Source organism: Streptomyces sichuanensis, from assembly GCF_020328095.1.
GTDB lineage: Bacteria > Actinomycetota > Actinomycetes > Streptomycetales > Streptomycetaceae > Streptomyces > Streptomyces cinnamoneus.
The window spans coordinates 49,135-65,321 of record NZ_JAIXMK010000066.1; the positions used below are offsets into that span (position 1 = coordinate 49,135).

The 16,187-nt window shown below is 75.5% G+C and carries 11 protein-coding genes and 1 pseudogene; 8 read left to right on the forward strand and 4 right to left on the reverse strand.

Features of this window, described 5'->3' with window-relative positions; all coding sequences use genetic code 11:
• Nucleotides 1-169: 169 nt before the first annotated feature.
• From LE181_RS19625 to LE181_RS19635, 3 genes and pseudogenes are all read right to left on the reverse strand, one after another.
• Entirely contained in the window at nucleotides 170-1,189 is a 1,020-nt protein-coding gene (locus LE181_RS19625) for a Gfo/Idh/MocA family protein (RefSeq protein WP_225662626.1), read from the reverse strand.
• Nucleotides 1,190-1,400: 211 nt separating this feature from the next.
• Nucleotides 1,401-2,414, reverse strand: a pseudogene (locus LE181_RS19630) (Gfo/Idh/MocA family protein); the annotation flags it as partial.
• A 32-nt stretch (nucleotides 2,415-2,446) separates the two neighbouring features.
• Nucleotides 2,447-3,373 (reverse strand): sugar phosphate isomerase/epimerase family protein, encoded by a 927-nt coding sequence (locus LE181_RS19635; protein ID WP_225662615.1) that lies wholly within the window; start codon nucleotides 3,371-3,373, stop codon nucleotides 2,447-2,449.
• 237 nt (nucleotides 3,374-3,610) lie between these two features.
• Between LE181_RS19635 and iolC the strand changes: the two genes are divergently transcribed.
• The 6 genes from iolC (at nucleotide 3,611) to LE181_RS19665 (ending at nucleotide 12,902) form a co-directional block, all read left to right on the forward strand.
• Entirely contained in the window at nucleotides 3,611-4,882 is a 1,272-nt protein-coding gene (gene iolC / locus LE181_RS19640) for a 5-dehydro-2-deoxygluconokinase (RefSeq protein WP_225662616.1), read from the forward strand.
• Between the two features lie 11 nt (nucleotides 4,883-4,893).
• Nucleotides 4,894-5,760 (forward strand): Cgl0159 family (beta/alpha)8-fold protein, encoded by an 867-nt coding sequence (locus LE181_RS19645; protein ID WP_443742923.1) that lies wholly within the window; start codon nucleotides 4,894-4,896, stop codon nucleotides 5,758-5,760.
• Nucleotides 5,761-6,502: 742 nt separating this feature from the next.
• Nucleotides 6,503-7,369, forward strand: coding sequence for a 5-deoxy-glucuronate isomerase (gene iolB / locus LE181_RS19650; RefSeq protein ID WP_225662618.1), 867 nt, complete (start codon nucleotides 6,503-6,505; stop codon nucleotides 7,367-7,369).
• Nucleotides 7,366-9,249, forward strand: coding sequence for a 3D-(3,5/4)-trihydroxycyclohexane-1,2-dione acylhydrolase (decyclizing) (gene iolD, locus LE181_RS19655; RefSeq protein WP_225662619.1), 1,884 nt, complete (start codon nucleotides 7,366-7,368; stop codon nucleotides 9,247-9,249). Before iolB ends, iolD begins: the two co-directional genes overlap by 4 nt.
• A 20-nt stretch (nucleotides 9,250-9,269) precedes the next feature.
• The gene (locus LE181_RS19660) at nucleotides 9,270-10,763 is read left to right on the forward strand and encodes a CoA-acylating methylmalonate-semialdehyde dehydrogenase (protein WP_225662620.1); all 1,494 of its coding nucleotides are present in this window, start codon (nucleotides 9,270-9,272) and stop codon (nucleotides 10,761-10,763) included.
• A 45-nt stretch (nucleotides 10,764-10,808) separates the two neighbouring features.
• Complete coding sequence (locus LE181_RS19665) at nucleotides 10,809-12,902, forward strand: FUSC family protein (protein ID WP_225662621.1); 2,094 nt, start codon at nucleotides 10,809-10,811, stop codon at nucleotides 12,900-12,902.
• A gap of 25 nt (nucleotides 12,903-12,927) precedes the next feature.
• Here the strand turns inward: LE181_RS19665 and LE181_RS19670 are convergent, their stop codons facing one another.
• Nucleotides 12,928-13,527 (reverse strand): TetR/AcrR family transcriptional regulator, encoded by a 600-nt coding sequence (locus LE181_RS19670; protein ID WP_225662622.1) that lies wholly within the window; start codon nucleotides 13,525-13,527, stop codon nucleotides 12,928-12,930.
• A gap of 126 nt (nucleotides 13,528-13,653) precedes the next feature.
• On the opposite strand from LE181_RS19670, the gene LE181_RS19675 reads away from it, so the two are divergent.
• Nucleotides 13,654-15,189, forward strand: a complete 1,536-nt coding sequence (locus tag LE181_RS19675) for a PH domain-containing protein (protein WP_225662623.1) — start codon at nucleotides 13,654-13,656, stop codon at nucleotides 15,187-15,189.
• 109 nt (nucleotides 15,190-15,298) lie between these two features.
• Nucleotides 15,299-16,187: RNA polymerase sigma factor (locus tag LE181_RS19680; protein WP_225662624.1), on the forward strand; the 889-nt coding region annotated here is incomplete at its 3' end.

Sequence of the window (16,187 nt, forward strand, 5' to 3'; positions counted from 1 at the left end):
GCGGCGCGGCCGTTCTCGACCGCAAGCCTGTCCCCGGGCCACGACGGAGAGTGACCGTGACGGAGGGCTGTCGGGCTTCTGTGACGGAAGCCCGGCGCGAGTGTGACGACCGTTACACGGGAGTGACGCAACGGGCGCGGTGACGGCGGCCCGGGCCCACCCCGGTCCCTCAGCCCGCCTCGGCCGCCTCGGCCACCCGCACCGGGCGGTTCTCCCGGCGCGAGAGCTCGCACGCCTCCGCCACGAGGAGGGCCCGCAGTCCCTCCTCGCCGGGGCAGGGGTTCTCCTCCTCGCCCCGCACGGCCCGCAGGAACGCCGCCACCTCGGCGCGGTAGGCGTCCGCGAACCGTTCCAGGAAGCCGGGCCAGGGCCGTTCGGGTGCTGCGGGGCCGTCCGGCTCGGCCGAGGTCACGGGCGTCCGCCCGGCGAGCCCCACGACCCACTGGTCGCGCTCGCCCGACAGCTCCATCCGCACGTCGTAGCCGGCGCCGTTGTAACGGGTCGCGGTGGCCGTGGCGAGCGTGCCGTCGTCGAGGGTGAGCAGCGCGGCGGCGGTGTCCACGTCGCCCGCCTCGCGGAAGAAGGCCGCGCCGCCGTTGGAGCCCCGCGCGTACACCTCCACCACCTCACGTCCCGTCAGCCAGCGCAGGGTGTCGACGTCGTGGACCATGCAGTCGCGGATCAGCCCGCCGGACAGCGGTACGAAGGAGGCCGGTGGCGGCACGGCGTCGGAGTTCACGCACCGGATGGTGTGCACCCGCCCCAGCGCGCCCGCCCGCAGCGCCTCGCGTGCCGCCCGGAACCCGGCGTCGAAGCGCCGCTGGAAGCCGATCTGCAGCAGGATGCCCGCCGCTTCGGCCTCGCGCAGCGCGGCGCGGGTGCCCGCCGGGTCCAGGGCCAGGGGCTTCTCGCAGAACACGGGCAGCCCGGCCCGGGCCGCCCGGGTGATCAGGTCCGCGTGCGCGGCGGTGGCGGTGGCGATGACCACCGCGTCGCTCGCCGCGAGCACCTCCTGTGCCGAGGCGGCGGTACGGACCTGCGCGGAGGATCCGGCGAGGGAGACGGCCAGATCGGTGGCCCGGGCGGGGTCGGCGTCGGCGATCACCAGCTCCCCGACGCCCGCGGCGGCGGCCAGCGTGCGGGCGTGGAACGAGCCGATGCGGCCGGCGCCCAGCACGCCGATCCGCAGACGGTCACCGGCCACGGTGCTCACCCGCCGTCGCCTCGCGGGCCGTCGCCTCGCGGGCCGTCGCCGCGTCGGCCTGCGCCGCCCCCGCCCGGGTCTCGTCGGCCTGTGCCGCGCCCGCCGTCATCCCGCCCGCCGTCATCCGGCCCGCCTTCACTTCGTGGGTCCTCGTCTCGTCGGCCTTCGCTTCGTCGGTCTTCGTCTCGTCGGCCGCGTACAGGCCGGGGCGTTCGGCGAGGGCGACCGGTGTGCGCAGGCCGGTCTCCTGGGCCCGGACGCCCGCCTCGCATACGGCGGCGGCCGCGTAGCCGTCCCAGGCGCTCGGCCCCACGGTCTCGCCGCGCCGCGTGGCGTCGACCCAGCTCTGCAGCTGGCGGTCGTAGGCGTCCCGGAAGCGCACCACGAAGTCCTGGGCGATCTCCCCGCCCCACCGGCCGGCGGCGTTGACGTACAGCCCGTGCGCGTCACCGGCCCGGGCGGTGCCGCGCTCGCCGACGGCCTCGCAGCGCACCTGGTAGCCGAAGCCGCAGTTGACGAAGATCTCGACGTCCACGACCGCGCCGCCCGAGGTCTCCAGGAGGACGAGCTGCGGGTCGCTCAGCCCTGTGGGCGCGCCGCCCGAGGGGGCGGGCCGCAGGACGGTGACGGCCGTGATCTCCTGGCCCAGCAGCCAGCGGGTCGCGTCGATCTCGTGCACCACCGAGTCGTTGATCGTCATCGGGTTGGTGAAGCCCGGTGGTGTCGAGGCGTTGCGGTGTGTGCAGTGCAGCATCAGTGGCCGGCCGAGCCCGCCGCCGTCGAGCAGTGCCTTCAGCTGCCGGAACTCGGCGTCGTAGCGCCGCATGAAGCCCACCTGTACCCGCCGGTGTCCCAGCCGGACCTCCGCCTCCACCACTCGCAGGGCGGAGGCGGCGTCCGGGGTGAGCGGCTTCTCGCACAGGACCGGCAGGTCGTGTGCGAACGCCGCCAGCAGCGCGGCCTCGTGGGCCGGGCCGGGGGAGGCGATGAGCACGGCGTCGACGTCGGGCGAGGCCATGGCGGCGGCGGGATCGGTCCAGGCGGTGCACCCGGGGATGCGGGCGGCCACCGCCTCGGCGCGGGCGGCGTCGATGTCCACCACGGCGCTCACGCGGGCGCCGTTGACGACCTCGTCGAGGCGCCGGACGTGGTCCGAGCCCATCCGGCCGGTGCCGATCACGGCCACGCCCAGGGTTCCGTTGTGCGTCATTGCTCGTTCCTCGAAGGCTCGTTACCGCTGGGCTATGCGCCGCAGGAGCGCAGGAAGGCGCGGGTGCGCCGGGCGATGGGCAGGGGCCGGTCGGGCGGGCAGGGGTACATGTCCTGCTCGACGATGGCGAACAGGTCCACGCCCAGGCCCTGTGCCGCCGCCAGTACGGGCTCCAGTGCGGGTACGCCGCGGGGTGGTTCGCACATCACGCCCCGCTGCACGGCCGGGCCGAAGGGCAGGCCCTGTTCGCGCACGTCGGACAGGACGGCCGGGTCCACCTGCTTGAGGTGGAGGTAGTCGATCCGTTCGCCGTAGGTCTTGATGAGCTTGACGCTGTCGCCGCCGCAGTAGGCGTAGTGGCCGGTGTCCAGGCAGAGGTTGACCAGGCCGGGGTCGGTGGCGTCGAGGAAGCGCTCGACGTGCGCCTCGGTGTCGATGTGGGTGTCGGCGTGCGGGTGGACGGCGATGGACAGCCCGTACGTGCCCAGGACCCGCTCGGCCAGCCGCTCCATGCCGGTGTTGAGGTGGCGCCACTGCTCGGCGGTCAGCTCCGGGCTCTCGATGATCTCCGCCGTCCGGTCGTCGCGCCAGAAGGAGGGGATGACGACCAGGTGGTGCGCGCCCGTCGCCCGCGTCAGCGCCGCGACGCGCGACACCTGTTCCCAGGTCTCCTCCCAGACGGCGGGGCCGCGGTGCAGGGCGGTGAAGACCGTGCCCGCGGAGACCCGCAGGCCGCGGCGGCCGGTCTCGTCGCGCAGCCGGGCGGGGTCGGTGGGCAGGTAGCCGTACGGGCCCAGCTCGATCCACTCGTAGCCGGCCTCCGCGACCTCGTCCAGGAAGCGCTCCCAGGGGACCTGGGCCGGGTCGTCGGCGAACCAGACGCCCCACGAATCCGGCGCGGAGCCCACGCGGATGCGGTCCAGAGCGGGAGCAAGGGGCGGTCGGGCGGCGGCATCCATGCGGCGGCTCTCCTCTCGCCGGCCGGCGGTGACCGGGCAAGGGCTGGGATGCCCGTAGCTTCCTGGCTGGGCAGGGGAGTGTCAAGGTTTCGTCCGGACATATGGACGTAACGTCAATCCTCCCTCGGTGGCGCCCCGATGTGGCCACGTCCTTATGTAAGGACAAATGCTTGACACGGCTGTGCGCGCCCGGCTAGACCTGAGCCCGGAGCGAGCCGAAGCGCGGAGGGGAAGACCATGACCGGTCCCTACGACCTCATCACCATGGGCCGGCTCGGGGTGGACCTCTATCCGCTGCAGACCGGGGTGGGGCTGGGCGATGCCGAGACCTTCGGCAGGTTCCTCGGCGGGTCGGCCGCCAACGTCGCCGTCGCCGCCGCCCGGCTGGGCCGCCGCACCGCCCTGATCAGCCGCACCGGCGACGACCCCTTCGGCGGCTTCCTGCACCGGGCGTTGCGCGACTTCGGCGTGGACGACCGCTGGGTGACGCCCGTGGCCGCCTATCCCACGCCCCTGACCTTCTGCGAGATCCATCCCCCGGACCACTTCCCGCTCTACTTCTACCGCCGGCCCAAGGCGCCGGACCTGGAGATCCACGCCCACGAGCTGGACCTGGACGCCGTACGGGCCGCCCGCGTCTTCTGGATGACCGGCACGGGCCTGAGCGAGGAACCCAGCCGCGGCGCGACGCTCGCCGCGCTCGCGGCGCGCTCGCGGAAGGCGGTGACGGTCTTCGACCTCGACTGGCGGCCGGTCTTCTGGGCCGCCGCGGGCGGCGCGACGGCCGCGCGCCCGCACTACGCGGCCGCCCTCGCCCACGCCACCGTGGCGGTGGGCAACGCGGAGGAGTGCGAGGTCGCCACCGGGGAGCGCGAGCCGCACGCGGCGGCGCGGGCCCTGCTGGCCGCGGGCGTGGAGCTCGCCGTCGTCAAACAGGGGCCCGAGGGCGTGCTCGCCGTCCACCGCGACGGCACCGCCGTGCGGGTCCCGCCGGTGGAAGTGGAGGTCGTCAACGGCCTCGGCGCCGGCGACGCCTTCGGCGGCGCCCTCTGCCACGGCCTCCTCGCCGGCTGGGACCTGCCCCGCACCGTGCGCTACGCCAACGCGGCGGGCGCGATCGTGGCATCGCGCCTGGCGTGCTCGTCGGCGATGCCGGGGCGCGACGAGGTGGCGGAGGTACTGGGGGGCGGGGGGACGGTGGGTGGTGGCGGCGTGGGGGACGGTCCTGGGTCCGGCCGCCCGGGGGGTGGCCCCGCGACCTGCGGCCTCGCCATGCCCGGCGCGAGCGCCGGTGCCAGCTCCGCGAGTGCGGGGGCGTCCGACGAGGCCGGGCCGCGCCCGGGGCCGGCGTCCGGCCCGGGCAGCGGCCGGGCTGCCGGCCTCGGGGTCGTCCGGAGTGACGGCCCCAAGGCCGACTGTCCCGAGGCCGGTCCGGGTGCCCGCCCGGGCAACGGGACCGCCGGCGGTGGCCCCGTGGCAGGGAGCCGGCTGTCCGGGGGCGGCGCGTGAAGGGCGTGCGCATCGGGGAGTTGACCCGGGTGCGCAGCCGGCATCCGGAGGCCATCGCCGAGGCCGCCGCCCGGCGGGTGCGGCGGCCGCTCCTCGGCGACAGCGGGCGGCTCATGATCATCGCCGCGGACCACACCGCGCGCGGCGCCCTCGACGTCGCCGGGCGGAGCCTCGCCATGGCCAACCGCGCCGACCTCCTGGAGCGGCTCTGCCGCGCCCTCACGCGCCCCGGCGTCGACGGCGTGCTCGCCACCGCCGACATCCTCGACGACCTGCTGCTGCTCGGCGCGCTGGAGGACAAGGTCGTCATGGGCTCCATGAACCGCGGCGGTCTCTTCGGCGCCTCCTTCGAGATGGACGACCGCTTCACCGGCCCCCGCGCCGACGACCTCGTCCGGCGCGGCTTCGACGCCGGCAAGCTGCTGCTGCGCATCGACTACGACGACCCCGGCTCGCTGACCACCATGGAGTCCGCGGCACGCGCCATCGACGAGATGGCCGCGCGGCGGCTGCCGGTGTTCGTCGAGCCGTTCCTGTCCCGGCGCGTCGACGGGACGGTCCGCAACGACCTCGGCCCGGAGGCCGTCACCACGTCCATCGCCATCGCCTCCGGGCTCGGCGCGACGTCCGCGTACACCTGGCTCAAGGTGCCCGTCACCCGGAACGCGGACGACATGGCGCGGGTGATGGAGACCTCGACCCTGCCGGCGGTGCTGCTCGGCGGCGACGTGGGGGAGGACCAGGAGGCGGCCTACGAGCGGTGGCGGTCGGCGCTGCGGCTGCCGAGCGTTCAGGGGCTGGTGGTGGGGCGGGCGTTGCTGTATCCGCCGGACGGGGACGTCGAGGGGGCCGTGGACACGGCCGTGGGGCTGCTGTGACGTGCGTCGGCGGCCGGGCGGTCGGGTCGTTGGGCACCGCCGGTCGCCTCGCGGTGGGTCGGTCGCCGCTGCGGCGGCGGGGGGTTCCCCGGTCCCGCCCCTTCCCGAAACCGGGGCTGCGCCCCGGACCCCGGGGCGGCGGGGGCTTCGGCTCGCGCTGCCCGGCCCCCTGCGGCGGGGTGAGGGCTTCGGTGCCGGTGCCCGGCCGCCTGCCCCCTGTGGTCGGGTCGTTGGGCACCGCCGGTCGCCTCGCGGTGGGTCGGTCGCCGCTGCGGCGGCGGGGGGTTCCCCGGTCCCGCCCCTTCCCGAAACCGGGGCTGCGCCCCGGACCCCGGGGCGGCGGGGGCTTCGGCTCGCGCTGCCCGGCCCCCTGCGGCGGGGTGAGGGCTTCGGTGCCGGTGCCCGGCCGCCTGCCCCCTGTGGTCGGGTCGTTGGGCACCGCCGGTCGCCTCGCGGTGGGTCGGTCGCCGCTGCGGCGGCGGGGGGTTCCCCGGTCCCGCCCCTTCCCGAAACCGGGGCTGCGCCCCGGACCCCCGGGGGGCGGGGGCTTCGGTCCCGGTTGCCCGGCCCCCCTGCCCCGAGGCGAGGCTTCGGCCCCGGCGCCCGGCCGTCCGCCGGTGCCCCGCCCCCGGTCGGGCCCCGGGCCTCCCCCCGGCGGGAAACCGGCCCACCAGCGAGAGAACGCCCGCCGCCACGGCGATCCCGGCGGTGTCGTACCGGTGTCACGAGACGAGGAACCCGCATGACCGCGCCCAGCCCTCACCCCTACACGCTGGACATCGCCCCCGAGGACGCCGGCTGGGCGTACAGTTCCCTGCGCGTCCTGGACCTTCCGCCCGGTGGCAGTCACACCTTCGACACCGCCGGCAGCGAGTGGATCGTCCTTCCCCTCAGCAGCCGTGACGTCACCGTCACCACCACCGACGGCGACGCCTTCGTCCTCCACGGCCGCGCCGGTGTCTTCACCGCCGTCACCGACTTCGCCTACGTGCCGCGCGACGCCCGCGTCACCCTCACCACGCCCGCCGGCGGGCGCATCGCCCTCGCGGGGGCGCGTTGCGGGCGCCGGCTTCCGGCGCGGTACGGTCCCGCCCGGTCCGTGCCCGTCGAGACGCGCGGCAGCGGCAGCTGCTCCCGCCAGGTCAACAACTTCGCCGCCGCCGGCGTCTTCGAGTGCGACCGGCTCATCGCGGTGGAGGTCCTCACCCCCGGCGGCAACTGGTCCTCCTACCCGCCCCACAAGCACGACGAGCACCACCCGGGCCGCGAGTCCGAGCTCGAAGAGATCTACTACTTCGAGATCGCGGACTCCCCCGAGGGCCGCCCGGGCCTCGGGTACCAGCGGGTCTCGCCCTCCCGCGACGGGGGCACCGACGTGCTCGCCGAGGTCCGCACCGGCGAGGCCGTGCTGATCCCCGACGGCTGGCACGGCCCGTCCATCGCCGCGCCCGGGCACGACATGTACTACCTCAACGTCATGGCCGGCCCCGGCGCCGAGCGGGAGTGGCTCATCCGCGACCACCCCGACCACGCCTGGATCCGGACCACCTGGCCCGGTCAGGCCGCCGACCCGCGCCTGCCGCTGACCCGCCCCGGAGGGGACCGATGACCACCCGGCACCTCACTGTCGCCCAGGCCCTGGTGGAGTTCCTGGCCCGCCAGTACACCGAGCGCGACGGGCGCCGCCGGCGCCTGGTCGCCGCCTGCTGGGGCATCTTCGGCCACGGCAACGTGGCCGGGATCGGGCAGGCGCTGCTGGAGAGCGGGGACGCGCTGCCCTACTTCCAGGGCCGCAACGAACAGGCCATGGTGCACGCCGCCGTCGGCTACGCCCGCCACCACGACCGGCTCTCCGCCCACGCCGTCACCACCTCCATCGGCCCCGGCGCCACCAACCTCGTCACCGGCGCCGCCCTCGCCACCGTCAACCGCCTGCCCGTCCTCCTGCTGCCCGGCGACACCTTCGCCACCCGCCCCGCCGACCCCGTGCTCCAGCAGCTCGAACACCCCGGCGCCGGCGACGTCTCCGTCAACGACTGCCTGCGCCCGGTCTCCCGGTACTTCGACCGGATCACCCGCCCCGAGGCGCTGGTCCCCGCCGCCCTCCGGGCGGCGCGCGTCCTCGCCGACCCCGTCGAGACGGGGGCCGTCACGCTCGCCCTGCCGCAGGACGTGCAGGCGCAGGCGTACGACTGGCCGGAGGAGTTCTTCGCCGAGCGCGTCTGGCACGTGCGCCGCCCGGGCCCGGATCCGGCCGAGCTGGCCGAGGCGGTGCGGGCGGTGCGGTCCGCCCGGCGGCCCCTGCTGATCGCCGGCGGCGGCGTGCACCACAGCGAGGCGGAGGACGCGCTGCGCGCGCTGGCCGACGCCACCGGCATCCCCGTCGCCTCCACCCAGGCCGGCAAGGGCTCGCTGCGCCACGACCACCCGGCGGACGTCGGCGGCATCGGCCACACCGGCACCGCCGTCGCCGACGCGCTCGCCCGCGCCGCCGACGTGGTCATCGGCGTCGGCACCCGTTACAGCGACTTCACCACCGCCTCCGCGACGCTCTTCACCGCCCCCGGCGTCCGCTTCGTCAACCTCAACATCACCCCCGACGACGCCCACAAGATGGCCGGCCTGCCGCTCGTCGCCGACGCCCGCACGGGCCTTCAGGCGCTGGCCGAGGGCCTGCGCGGCTACCGCGTCCCGGACGTGTACGCGAGCGCGTACACCGCCGGGAAGGCCGAGTGGGAGACGGTCGTCGCCCGCGCGTACTCCCCGTCCGACGGGCGCGGCGACGGGGCCCGCCCCACCCAGGCCCAGGTGCTGGGCGCGCTCGACGCCGTCGTCGGCGACGAGGACGTGATCGTCAACGCGGCGGGCTCGCTCCCCGGCGACCTGCACAAGCTCTGGCGGACCCGCTCCCGCCGCCAGTACCACCTCGAATACGGCTACTCCTGCATGGGCTACGAGATCCCGGCCGCCATCGGCGTGCGGATCGCCGACCCCGACAGCCCGGTGTGGGCGCTCGTCGGCGACGGCACGTACCTGATGATGCCGACCGAGCTCGTCACGGCCGTGCAGGAGGGGATCGCCATCAAGGTGGTCCTGGTGCAGAACCACGGCTACGCCTCCATCGGCGGCCTCTCCCAGGCCGTCGGCGGCGAACGCTTCGGCACCGCCTACCGCTTCCGCGCGCCCGACGGCACGTACACCGGCGACCCGCTGCCCGTGGACCTGGCCGCCAACGCCGCCTCGCTCGGCATGACGGTGCTGCGCGCCCGCACGACCGCCGGGCTGCGGGAGGCGCTGGCCGAGGCCCGGGCCTCGGACCGGCCCACATGTGTCTACGTGGAGACCGAAACAGCCGACACAGTGCCGGGCGCGCCCCCCGCACAGGCGTGGTGGGATGTGCCTGTCGCCGAGACCGCGACCCGCCCGGCGGCCGTGACGGCCCGGGAGGAGTACGACCGCAACGCAGTCGCCCGCCGTCGCTATCTTTGAAGTGAGAGAGGCCGCAGCAGATGAAGACCGTCCACCACTGGATCGACGGCAAGTCCGTCGAAGGCACCTCCGGCGAGTACGGGCCGGTGACCGACCCGGCGACCGGTGCCGTCACCACGCGGGTCGCGTTCGCGTCCGTCGAGGAGGTCGACGCGGCCGTCGCGGCCGCCAGGGCCGCCTTCGCGACCTGGCGCGGCTCCTCGCTGGCGGCGCGCACGGCGGTGCTCTTCCGCTACCGCGCCCTGCTGGACGCCCACCGCGACGAGCTGGCCGCGCTGATCACCGCCGAGCACGGCAAGGTGCACTCCGACGCGCTGGGCGAGGTCGCCCGCGGACTGGAGATCGTCGAGCTGGCCTGCGGGATCACCACGCAGCTCAAGGGCGAGCTGTCCACCGAGGTCTCCGGCCGGGTGGACGTTGCCTCGATCCGGCAGCCGCTGGGCGTCGTCGCGGGCATCACGCCGTTCAACTTCCCGGCCATGGTGCCGATGTGGATGTTCCCGCTGGCCGTCGCCTGCGGCAACACCTTCGTCCTCAAGCCCAGCGAGAAGGACCCCTCGCCCGCGATCCGCCTCGCGGAGCTGGCGGCCGAGGCGGGCCTGCCCGACGGCGTCCTCAACGTCGTCAACGGCGACCGGACGGCCGTCGACCGGCTGCTCGAACACCCCGACGTCGCCGCGGTCTCGTTCGTGGGCTCGACCCCGATCGCCCGACACATCCACACCACCGCCTCCGCCCACGGCAAGCGCGTCCAGGCGCTCGGCGGCGCCAAGAACCACATGCTGGTCCTGCCCGACGCCGACCTCGACGCCGCGGCCGACGCCGCCGTCTCCGCCGCCTACGGCTCCGCCGGCGAGCGCTGCATGGCGATCTCCGCGGTCGTCGCGGTGGGCGACACCGGCGACGAGCTGGTGGCGAAGATCCGCGAGCGCGCCGAGAAGATCAAGATCGGCCCGGGCGACGACCCCACGTCCGAGATGGGGCCGCTCATCACCAGGGCCCACCGCGACAAGGTCGCCTCCTACGTGCACGGCGCCGCCGCCCAGGGCGCCGAGGTCGTCCTCGACGGCACGGGCTTCACGGTCGAGGGCTACGAGGACGGCCACTGGATCGGGCTGTCCCTGCTCGACAGGGTGCCCGTCGGGGCGGACGCCTACCGCGAGGAGATCTTCGGCCCCGTGCTGTGCGTGCTGCGCGCGGAGACCTACGAGGAGGGCGTGGCCCTCATCAACGCCTCGCCCTGGGGCAACGGCACCGCGATCTTCACCCGCGACGGCGGCGCGGCCCGGCGCTTCCAACTGGAGGTCGAGGCGGGCATGGTGGGCGTCAACGTGCCCATCCCGGTACCGGTGGGCTACCACTCCTTCGGCGGCTGGAAGCACTCCCTCTTCGGCGACCACCACGTCTACGGCAACGACGGCGTGCACTTCTACACCCGCGGCAAGGTCGTCACCACCCGCTGGCCCGACCCGCAGGACGGCGGCGTGGACCTGGGCTTCCCCAGCCACCGCTAGTCCTGATTGCCCCGTTATGCGGTGATCGGACCGTAAGCTGCGGGCATGACCTGGACGAGCGCGCTGAAGGCCACCGCACGTGCCGGGCTGACGATCGAGCGGACCAAACTGGAACCGCTGGTCGCGCTGCGCGGCGCGTGCGGCGTCGCGATCGTCATCGGCGTCAACCTGTGGCTGGCCACGCCCCAGCTGGCGGTGGCCTCCGCCTTCGGCGCCTTCGCCTCGGGGCTGGCCACCTTCCAGCGCAGCTGGCGGCCGCGGCCGGTGCTGGCCCTGGCCGTGGCGGCCGGCCTGGCCTTCAGCACGTTCATCGGGTACACGGCCATCGCCGATCCCGTCCTCTTCGCCGTCCTGCTCGCCCTGTGGACGCTGCTGGCGGGCATGGCGTGGGCGATCGGCCCGGTGTCGGGCATGGTGGCCTCGCAGATGGTCGCCGTCATGCTGTTCACCGTCACCCTGCCGACCTCGGTCCTCGGCGCGCTGCACCACGCGGGCCTGATCCTCTTCGGTGGCCTGGTGCAGGCGGCGCTCATCGTCGTCTTCCCGATCCGCCCCTGGGGGCGCCAGCGGGACGTGCTGGCGGACGCGCTCGCCGCCGAGGCCGACTACGCGCGCCGCCTGCGCCACGACCCCGTGGCCCGCTTCGACCCGCAGCCGCTGATGGACGCCCGCAGCGCCGCCGCCCTGACGCCGCGCCAGGCCAGGCGCCGGCCCCACCAGCTGGCCGGCCCCCGCGGCCTGGCCGAGCGGCTGCGGCCCGTGCTGGCCTCGCTCGCCGACCCCGTCACGGGCGCGCCCCCCGAGGGGCCCGAGCGGGACCGCGTCCGTGAGCTGCTGGGCGCCGCCGCGGCCGTCCTCGACGCGGTGGCGCACGCCGTCCGCTGGGGGAAGCCGGTGAAGATGACCCCCGAGGTGATGGCCGCGCTGGACGTGCCCGACGAGGACCGGCTGGTCCTCCACGGCGCCGCCCGCCGCTCCGGGCTGCGGCTGATCGTGCTGCTCGCCGACGTCGTCGAGTCGGCCGACGAGCGCGTCGAGTCCACCCGCCCCGCCGCCCCCGGCGAGCGCCGGCACCTGCTGCGCCCCTCCGTGCCCCGGCTGGTGCCCGTGGGGCTGCGGGCCCTGCGGCGCGAGGCGCGCTGGTCCTCGGCCATCGGACGGCACGCGGTACGGGTCACGGCGGTCGTCTCGGCCGGCTACGCGCTGGGCAACGCCCTGCCGCTGGGGCACGGCTACTGGGCGCCGATGACCTCGGTGATGGTCATGCGCCCCGACTTCGCCCAGACCTACTCGCGGGGCGTCGCGCGCTTCGCCGGGACCGTCGTCGGCGTCTGGCTCGCCGGCGGCCTCATGGTCCTCGCCCACCCGGGCGCCTACGTCTGCGCCGGCCTGGCGGTGCTGTGCATCGCGCTGATGTACCTGCTGCTGCGCACGGGCTACAGCGTGGCCTCCACCTGCCTCGCCGCCTACGTGGTCTTCCTGCTCGGCATCGCGGGCGAGGGCTGGTCGCAGACGGTGTGGGCCCGGCTGACGCTGACCCTGCTCGGCGGGCTGCTGGCGCTGACCGCCTACGCGCTCTTCCCCGCCTGGGAGACGCTGCGGCTGCGCGACCGGCTCGCCGACTGGCTGCACGCCAACGGCCGTTACTCCCTCGCCGTCCTCGCCGTGTACGCCCTCCCCGCCGACCGCAAGCCGCGCCGGGTGCGCGAGGCCCTGCTGGACTCGCGGGCGGCCCGCCTGGAGTGGGAGGAGGCCGTCGCCCGCGCGGAGAAGGAGCCGGTGCGCCACCGCGGCATCTCGCGCCGCGCCGAACGCGGGGCGGAGTCGGCGCTCGCCACGATGGGGCGCGCGACGATGCTGATGGAGGCCCACATGCCGGACCGGGACGCCGGACCCTCGCCGGGGGCCGGGACGTTCGCGGCCGCCCTGCGCGCCGCGCTGCCGGAGGCGGTGTCCGCCGTCCGCGAGCGCCGGCCGCTGGACTGGTCGGCCCCGCACCGGGCGCACGCCGCCTGGCGGGCGGCGGCGGGCGGGGAGGGGGTGGCCGTGCGGGCCTCGGAGCTGCTGCTGGACGCGCTCGACGAACTGGCGGACGCGCTGACCCCGGGACGGCGCCCGGCGCACCGGTCCGGCGGCTGACGGCGCCGCGGGCCGCCGGGCGCGGTCAGGGAGTGAACAGCCGGTCCAGGTGCGCGGTGGCCAGGCGCATCGCCTCGGCGGGCGTGAACACGTCGAGCAGCACGTAATTGCCGAGGCCGTCGGTCAGGGAGAGCAGCAGGATCGCCTCCGCCCCGGGGTCGCGGTCGGTCGCCACCTCGCCGCGTTCGATCCCCAGCCGGATCTGTTCGGCCAGCAGCGAGACGAGCGCGGGGGTGCCCTCCTTGGCGTAGTGGCGCATGCGCTCGTCGTGGACGGCGAGGATGAAGTAGGCCAGCTGGACCATGATGCCGTTGCGGCTGTTGTCGTCCATCGGCAGCAGCTCGGCGACGATCTCGCCGAGGACCGTGCGCGGGCCGGGCGCGTCGCCCGCGGCCGTGATGCGCTTGCGGACGCGGGCGCCGGCGTACTGGTTGATGTGCTCCAGGGCGAAGACCAGCATCTCGCCCCGGCTGCGGAAGTAGTGCTGCAGCTGCCCGAGCGACATGCCCGCCTCGGCCGCCACGTCGCGCAGGCTCGCGCTCTCCAGGCCGCGCGTCGACGCGATCCGCCACAGGGCCTCCGCGATGGTGCGGCGGCGTTCGTCATGGTCGACGCGCTTGGGCACGGCGCCTGCCTCTCAGATTTTTGCGGGTCAACTGTATTGCCATACGATCTGCATAACGATACAACTGACTTGGAAAGAAATCGGGGGAACATGGTGGCCGGAGATCCGCACCCTCCGCAAACGCACGTGGAACTCCGGCCGCCGGCCCACGCCGTCGGCCCCCGCGCCCGCCGCTGGTGGACCGCCCAGGCGTGGCTCGCGGCGAGCGGGCCCCTGCTCGCGGCCGGCGTGCTCCTCGCCTCGTGCCTCCTCTTCTTCCCCGGCGCGCTGCCCTGGCTGGCCCCCCTGACGGCCCTCGTCCTCGTCCTCCCCGCGCTCGGATACGCCCTGGCCATGCCGGCCCGGCGCCACCGCGTGCACGCCTGGGAGCTGGGGGAGTCGGCGGTGCGCGCCGACAGCGGCTGGCTGTGGCACCGGCGCCGGATGGTGCCGCTGTCCCGCGTGCGGTCCGCCACCGTCCGCCGGGGGCCCCTCCAGCGGCGGTTCGGGCTCGCCACGGTGACCGTCGGCACCGGCTCGACCGCCGGCGACCTGCGGATCGGCGGGCTCGACGAGGACGTCGCCCGGCAGCTGGCCGCCCGCCTCGACGCCGCGGCCCGGCCGCAGCACGACCACCCCGCGGCAACGGCGGTGGCCGGGCCCCGGGGCCCGGTGCTCGCCGTCGGCCGGGCCGCGTGGCTGCGGTACGCACCGCTCACCTTCTGGGTCATCGGCGGCGTCCTCGTCGTGGCCGGCACGGTGTGGAAGGTGCTGACCGCCCTGCGGATCAAGCCCTGGCGGATCGGCTGCGTCCACGACGCGGCAGAGGAGTTCGGCCACAGCGTGCTGTGGGTGACGATCCCCCTGGCCCTGCTGGCCGTCACCGCGCTGGGCGCCGTCGGCGCGGTGCTGGTCACCGCGGAGGGCTGGTGGCGGTACCGCCTGGAATGGGCCGGTCCGTCCACCCTCGCCGTCCGCCGCGGCCTGCTGACGAAGAGGACCGTCACCATCGAACGGGCCCGGCTGTGCGGAGTGGCCCTGCGGGAGCCGCTGTTGCTGCGCGCCGGCGGCGGCGCGAGCGTCCGCGCCGTCGCGGGCGGACTCGGCAACCGCGACCAGAACCGCGCGCGCAGCGTCGTCCTGCCTCCCGCGCCGCGCGCGGTCGCCACGGGCGTGTGCGCCGGGCTGCTGGGAGCGGGGGCGGGCACCGAGCGGGAGCTGCGGCCCCACCCGCGGGCCGCCCTGCGGCGGCGGGTGGTGTGGGCGCTCGGCTGGGGCGTGCTGCCGGTCACGGCGGCGCTCGCGGTGCTGGGGTGGCTGCTCACACCCGTCCTCCTCCTCTGCGCGGCGGGGTGGACGCTGCTCGCGTCCCCGGTCGCCCGGGCGCTGGCCCGCGACGCCCACCGCTCGCTCGGGCACGCCCTGCACGGGCGTCACCTGGTGGTGCGCTCGGGCACGTTCGGCCGCGAGACGGTGACCCTCGACCGCGATGCCGTGCTTGCTTGGACTTTTACCGACACGCACTTTTCGCGACGGGCGGGTGTGGTGACCGTCACGGCGGCGGTCCCCGGCGGGGAGGACGGGTACCGCATCCGGGACATGTCCGCAGCAGGGGCAGCGGGTTTCGCGGAGTCGGCGGCTCCGGGAATCGTGCGGGAGTGGCTCGCGCCCGCGGTCCGCTGAGAGCTGTGCCACATATTCGCGTCCAACTTTTTGTTATCAACGGACCGGCCCTGGGTCTCCTAGGTGTCGGAACGGACGCCAACGTGGCGGTGCGGAAAGAGGTGCGGGCGTGAAGAGTGTGAGCGTGGCCGTGGTCGAGGCGGCGCGTGCCGGGGACCCGGCGGCACAGGACGAGCTCGTCGCCCTCCACCTGCCGTTGGTCTACAACATCGTCGGCCGGGCCCTGAACGGCCACGCGGACGTCGACGACGTGGTGCAGGAGACCATGCTCCGCGTGATCAACGGCCTCGACGGCCTCCGCGACCCGGCGAGCTTCCGCTCCTGGCTCGTGGCGATCACCATGAACCAGATACGCAGCCACTGCCGGGAGGACCGCCTTGAGGCCCCCGTCAGTGGTTTGCAGGAAGTGGTCGGCGAAGTCGCCGACCCCGAGGCCGACTTCGTCGACCTGACCATCGTCCGGCTCGGCCTGCAGGGCCAGCGCCGGGAGGCCGCCGAGGCCACCCGCTGGCTCGACGAGGGCGAGCAGCAGGTCCTGTCCCTGTGGTGGCTGGAGGCCGCCGGCGAGCTGCAGCGCGCCGAGGTCGCCACCGCCCTGGAGCTGACCCCGCAGCACACGGCCGTCCGCATCCAGCGGACCAAGGCCCAGCTGGACATCGCCCGGGGCGTGGTGCAGGCCCTCGCCGCACACCCGCGCTGCCCCCGCCTCGCCGAGGTCGTCGCCCACTGGGACGGCGTCCCCTCCGCGCTGTGGCGCAAGCGCATAGCCCGGCACGTGCGCGAGTGCGGCCGCTGCACCGGCGCCCTGTCGGCGCTCGTCCCCGCCGAGGGGCTGCTGGTCGGCCTCGGGCTGGTGCCCGTCGGCGCCGCACTGCTCGCCCGCTGGGGCGGCGGAGCGGGGCTGCACGCCCAGTCCGTCGCCCACACCGCCCCGCTCGGCACCCCCGCCGCGTCCCCCGCCGCGCACGGCTCGCACGCCGCCCGGCCCCGGGGCCGCC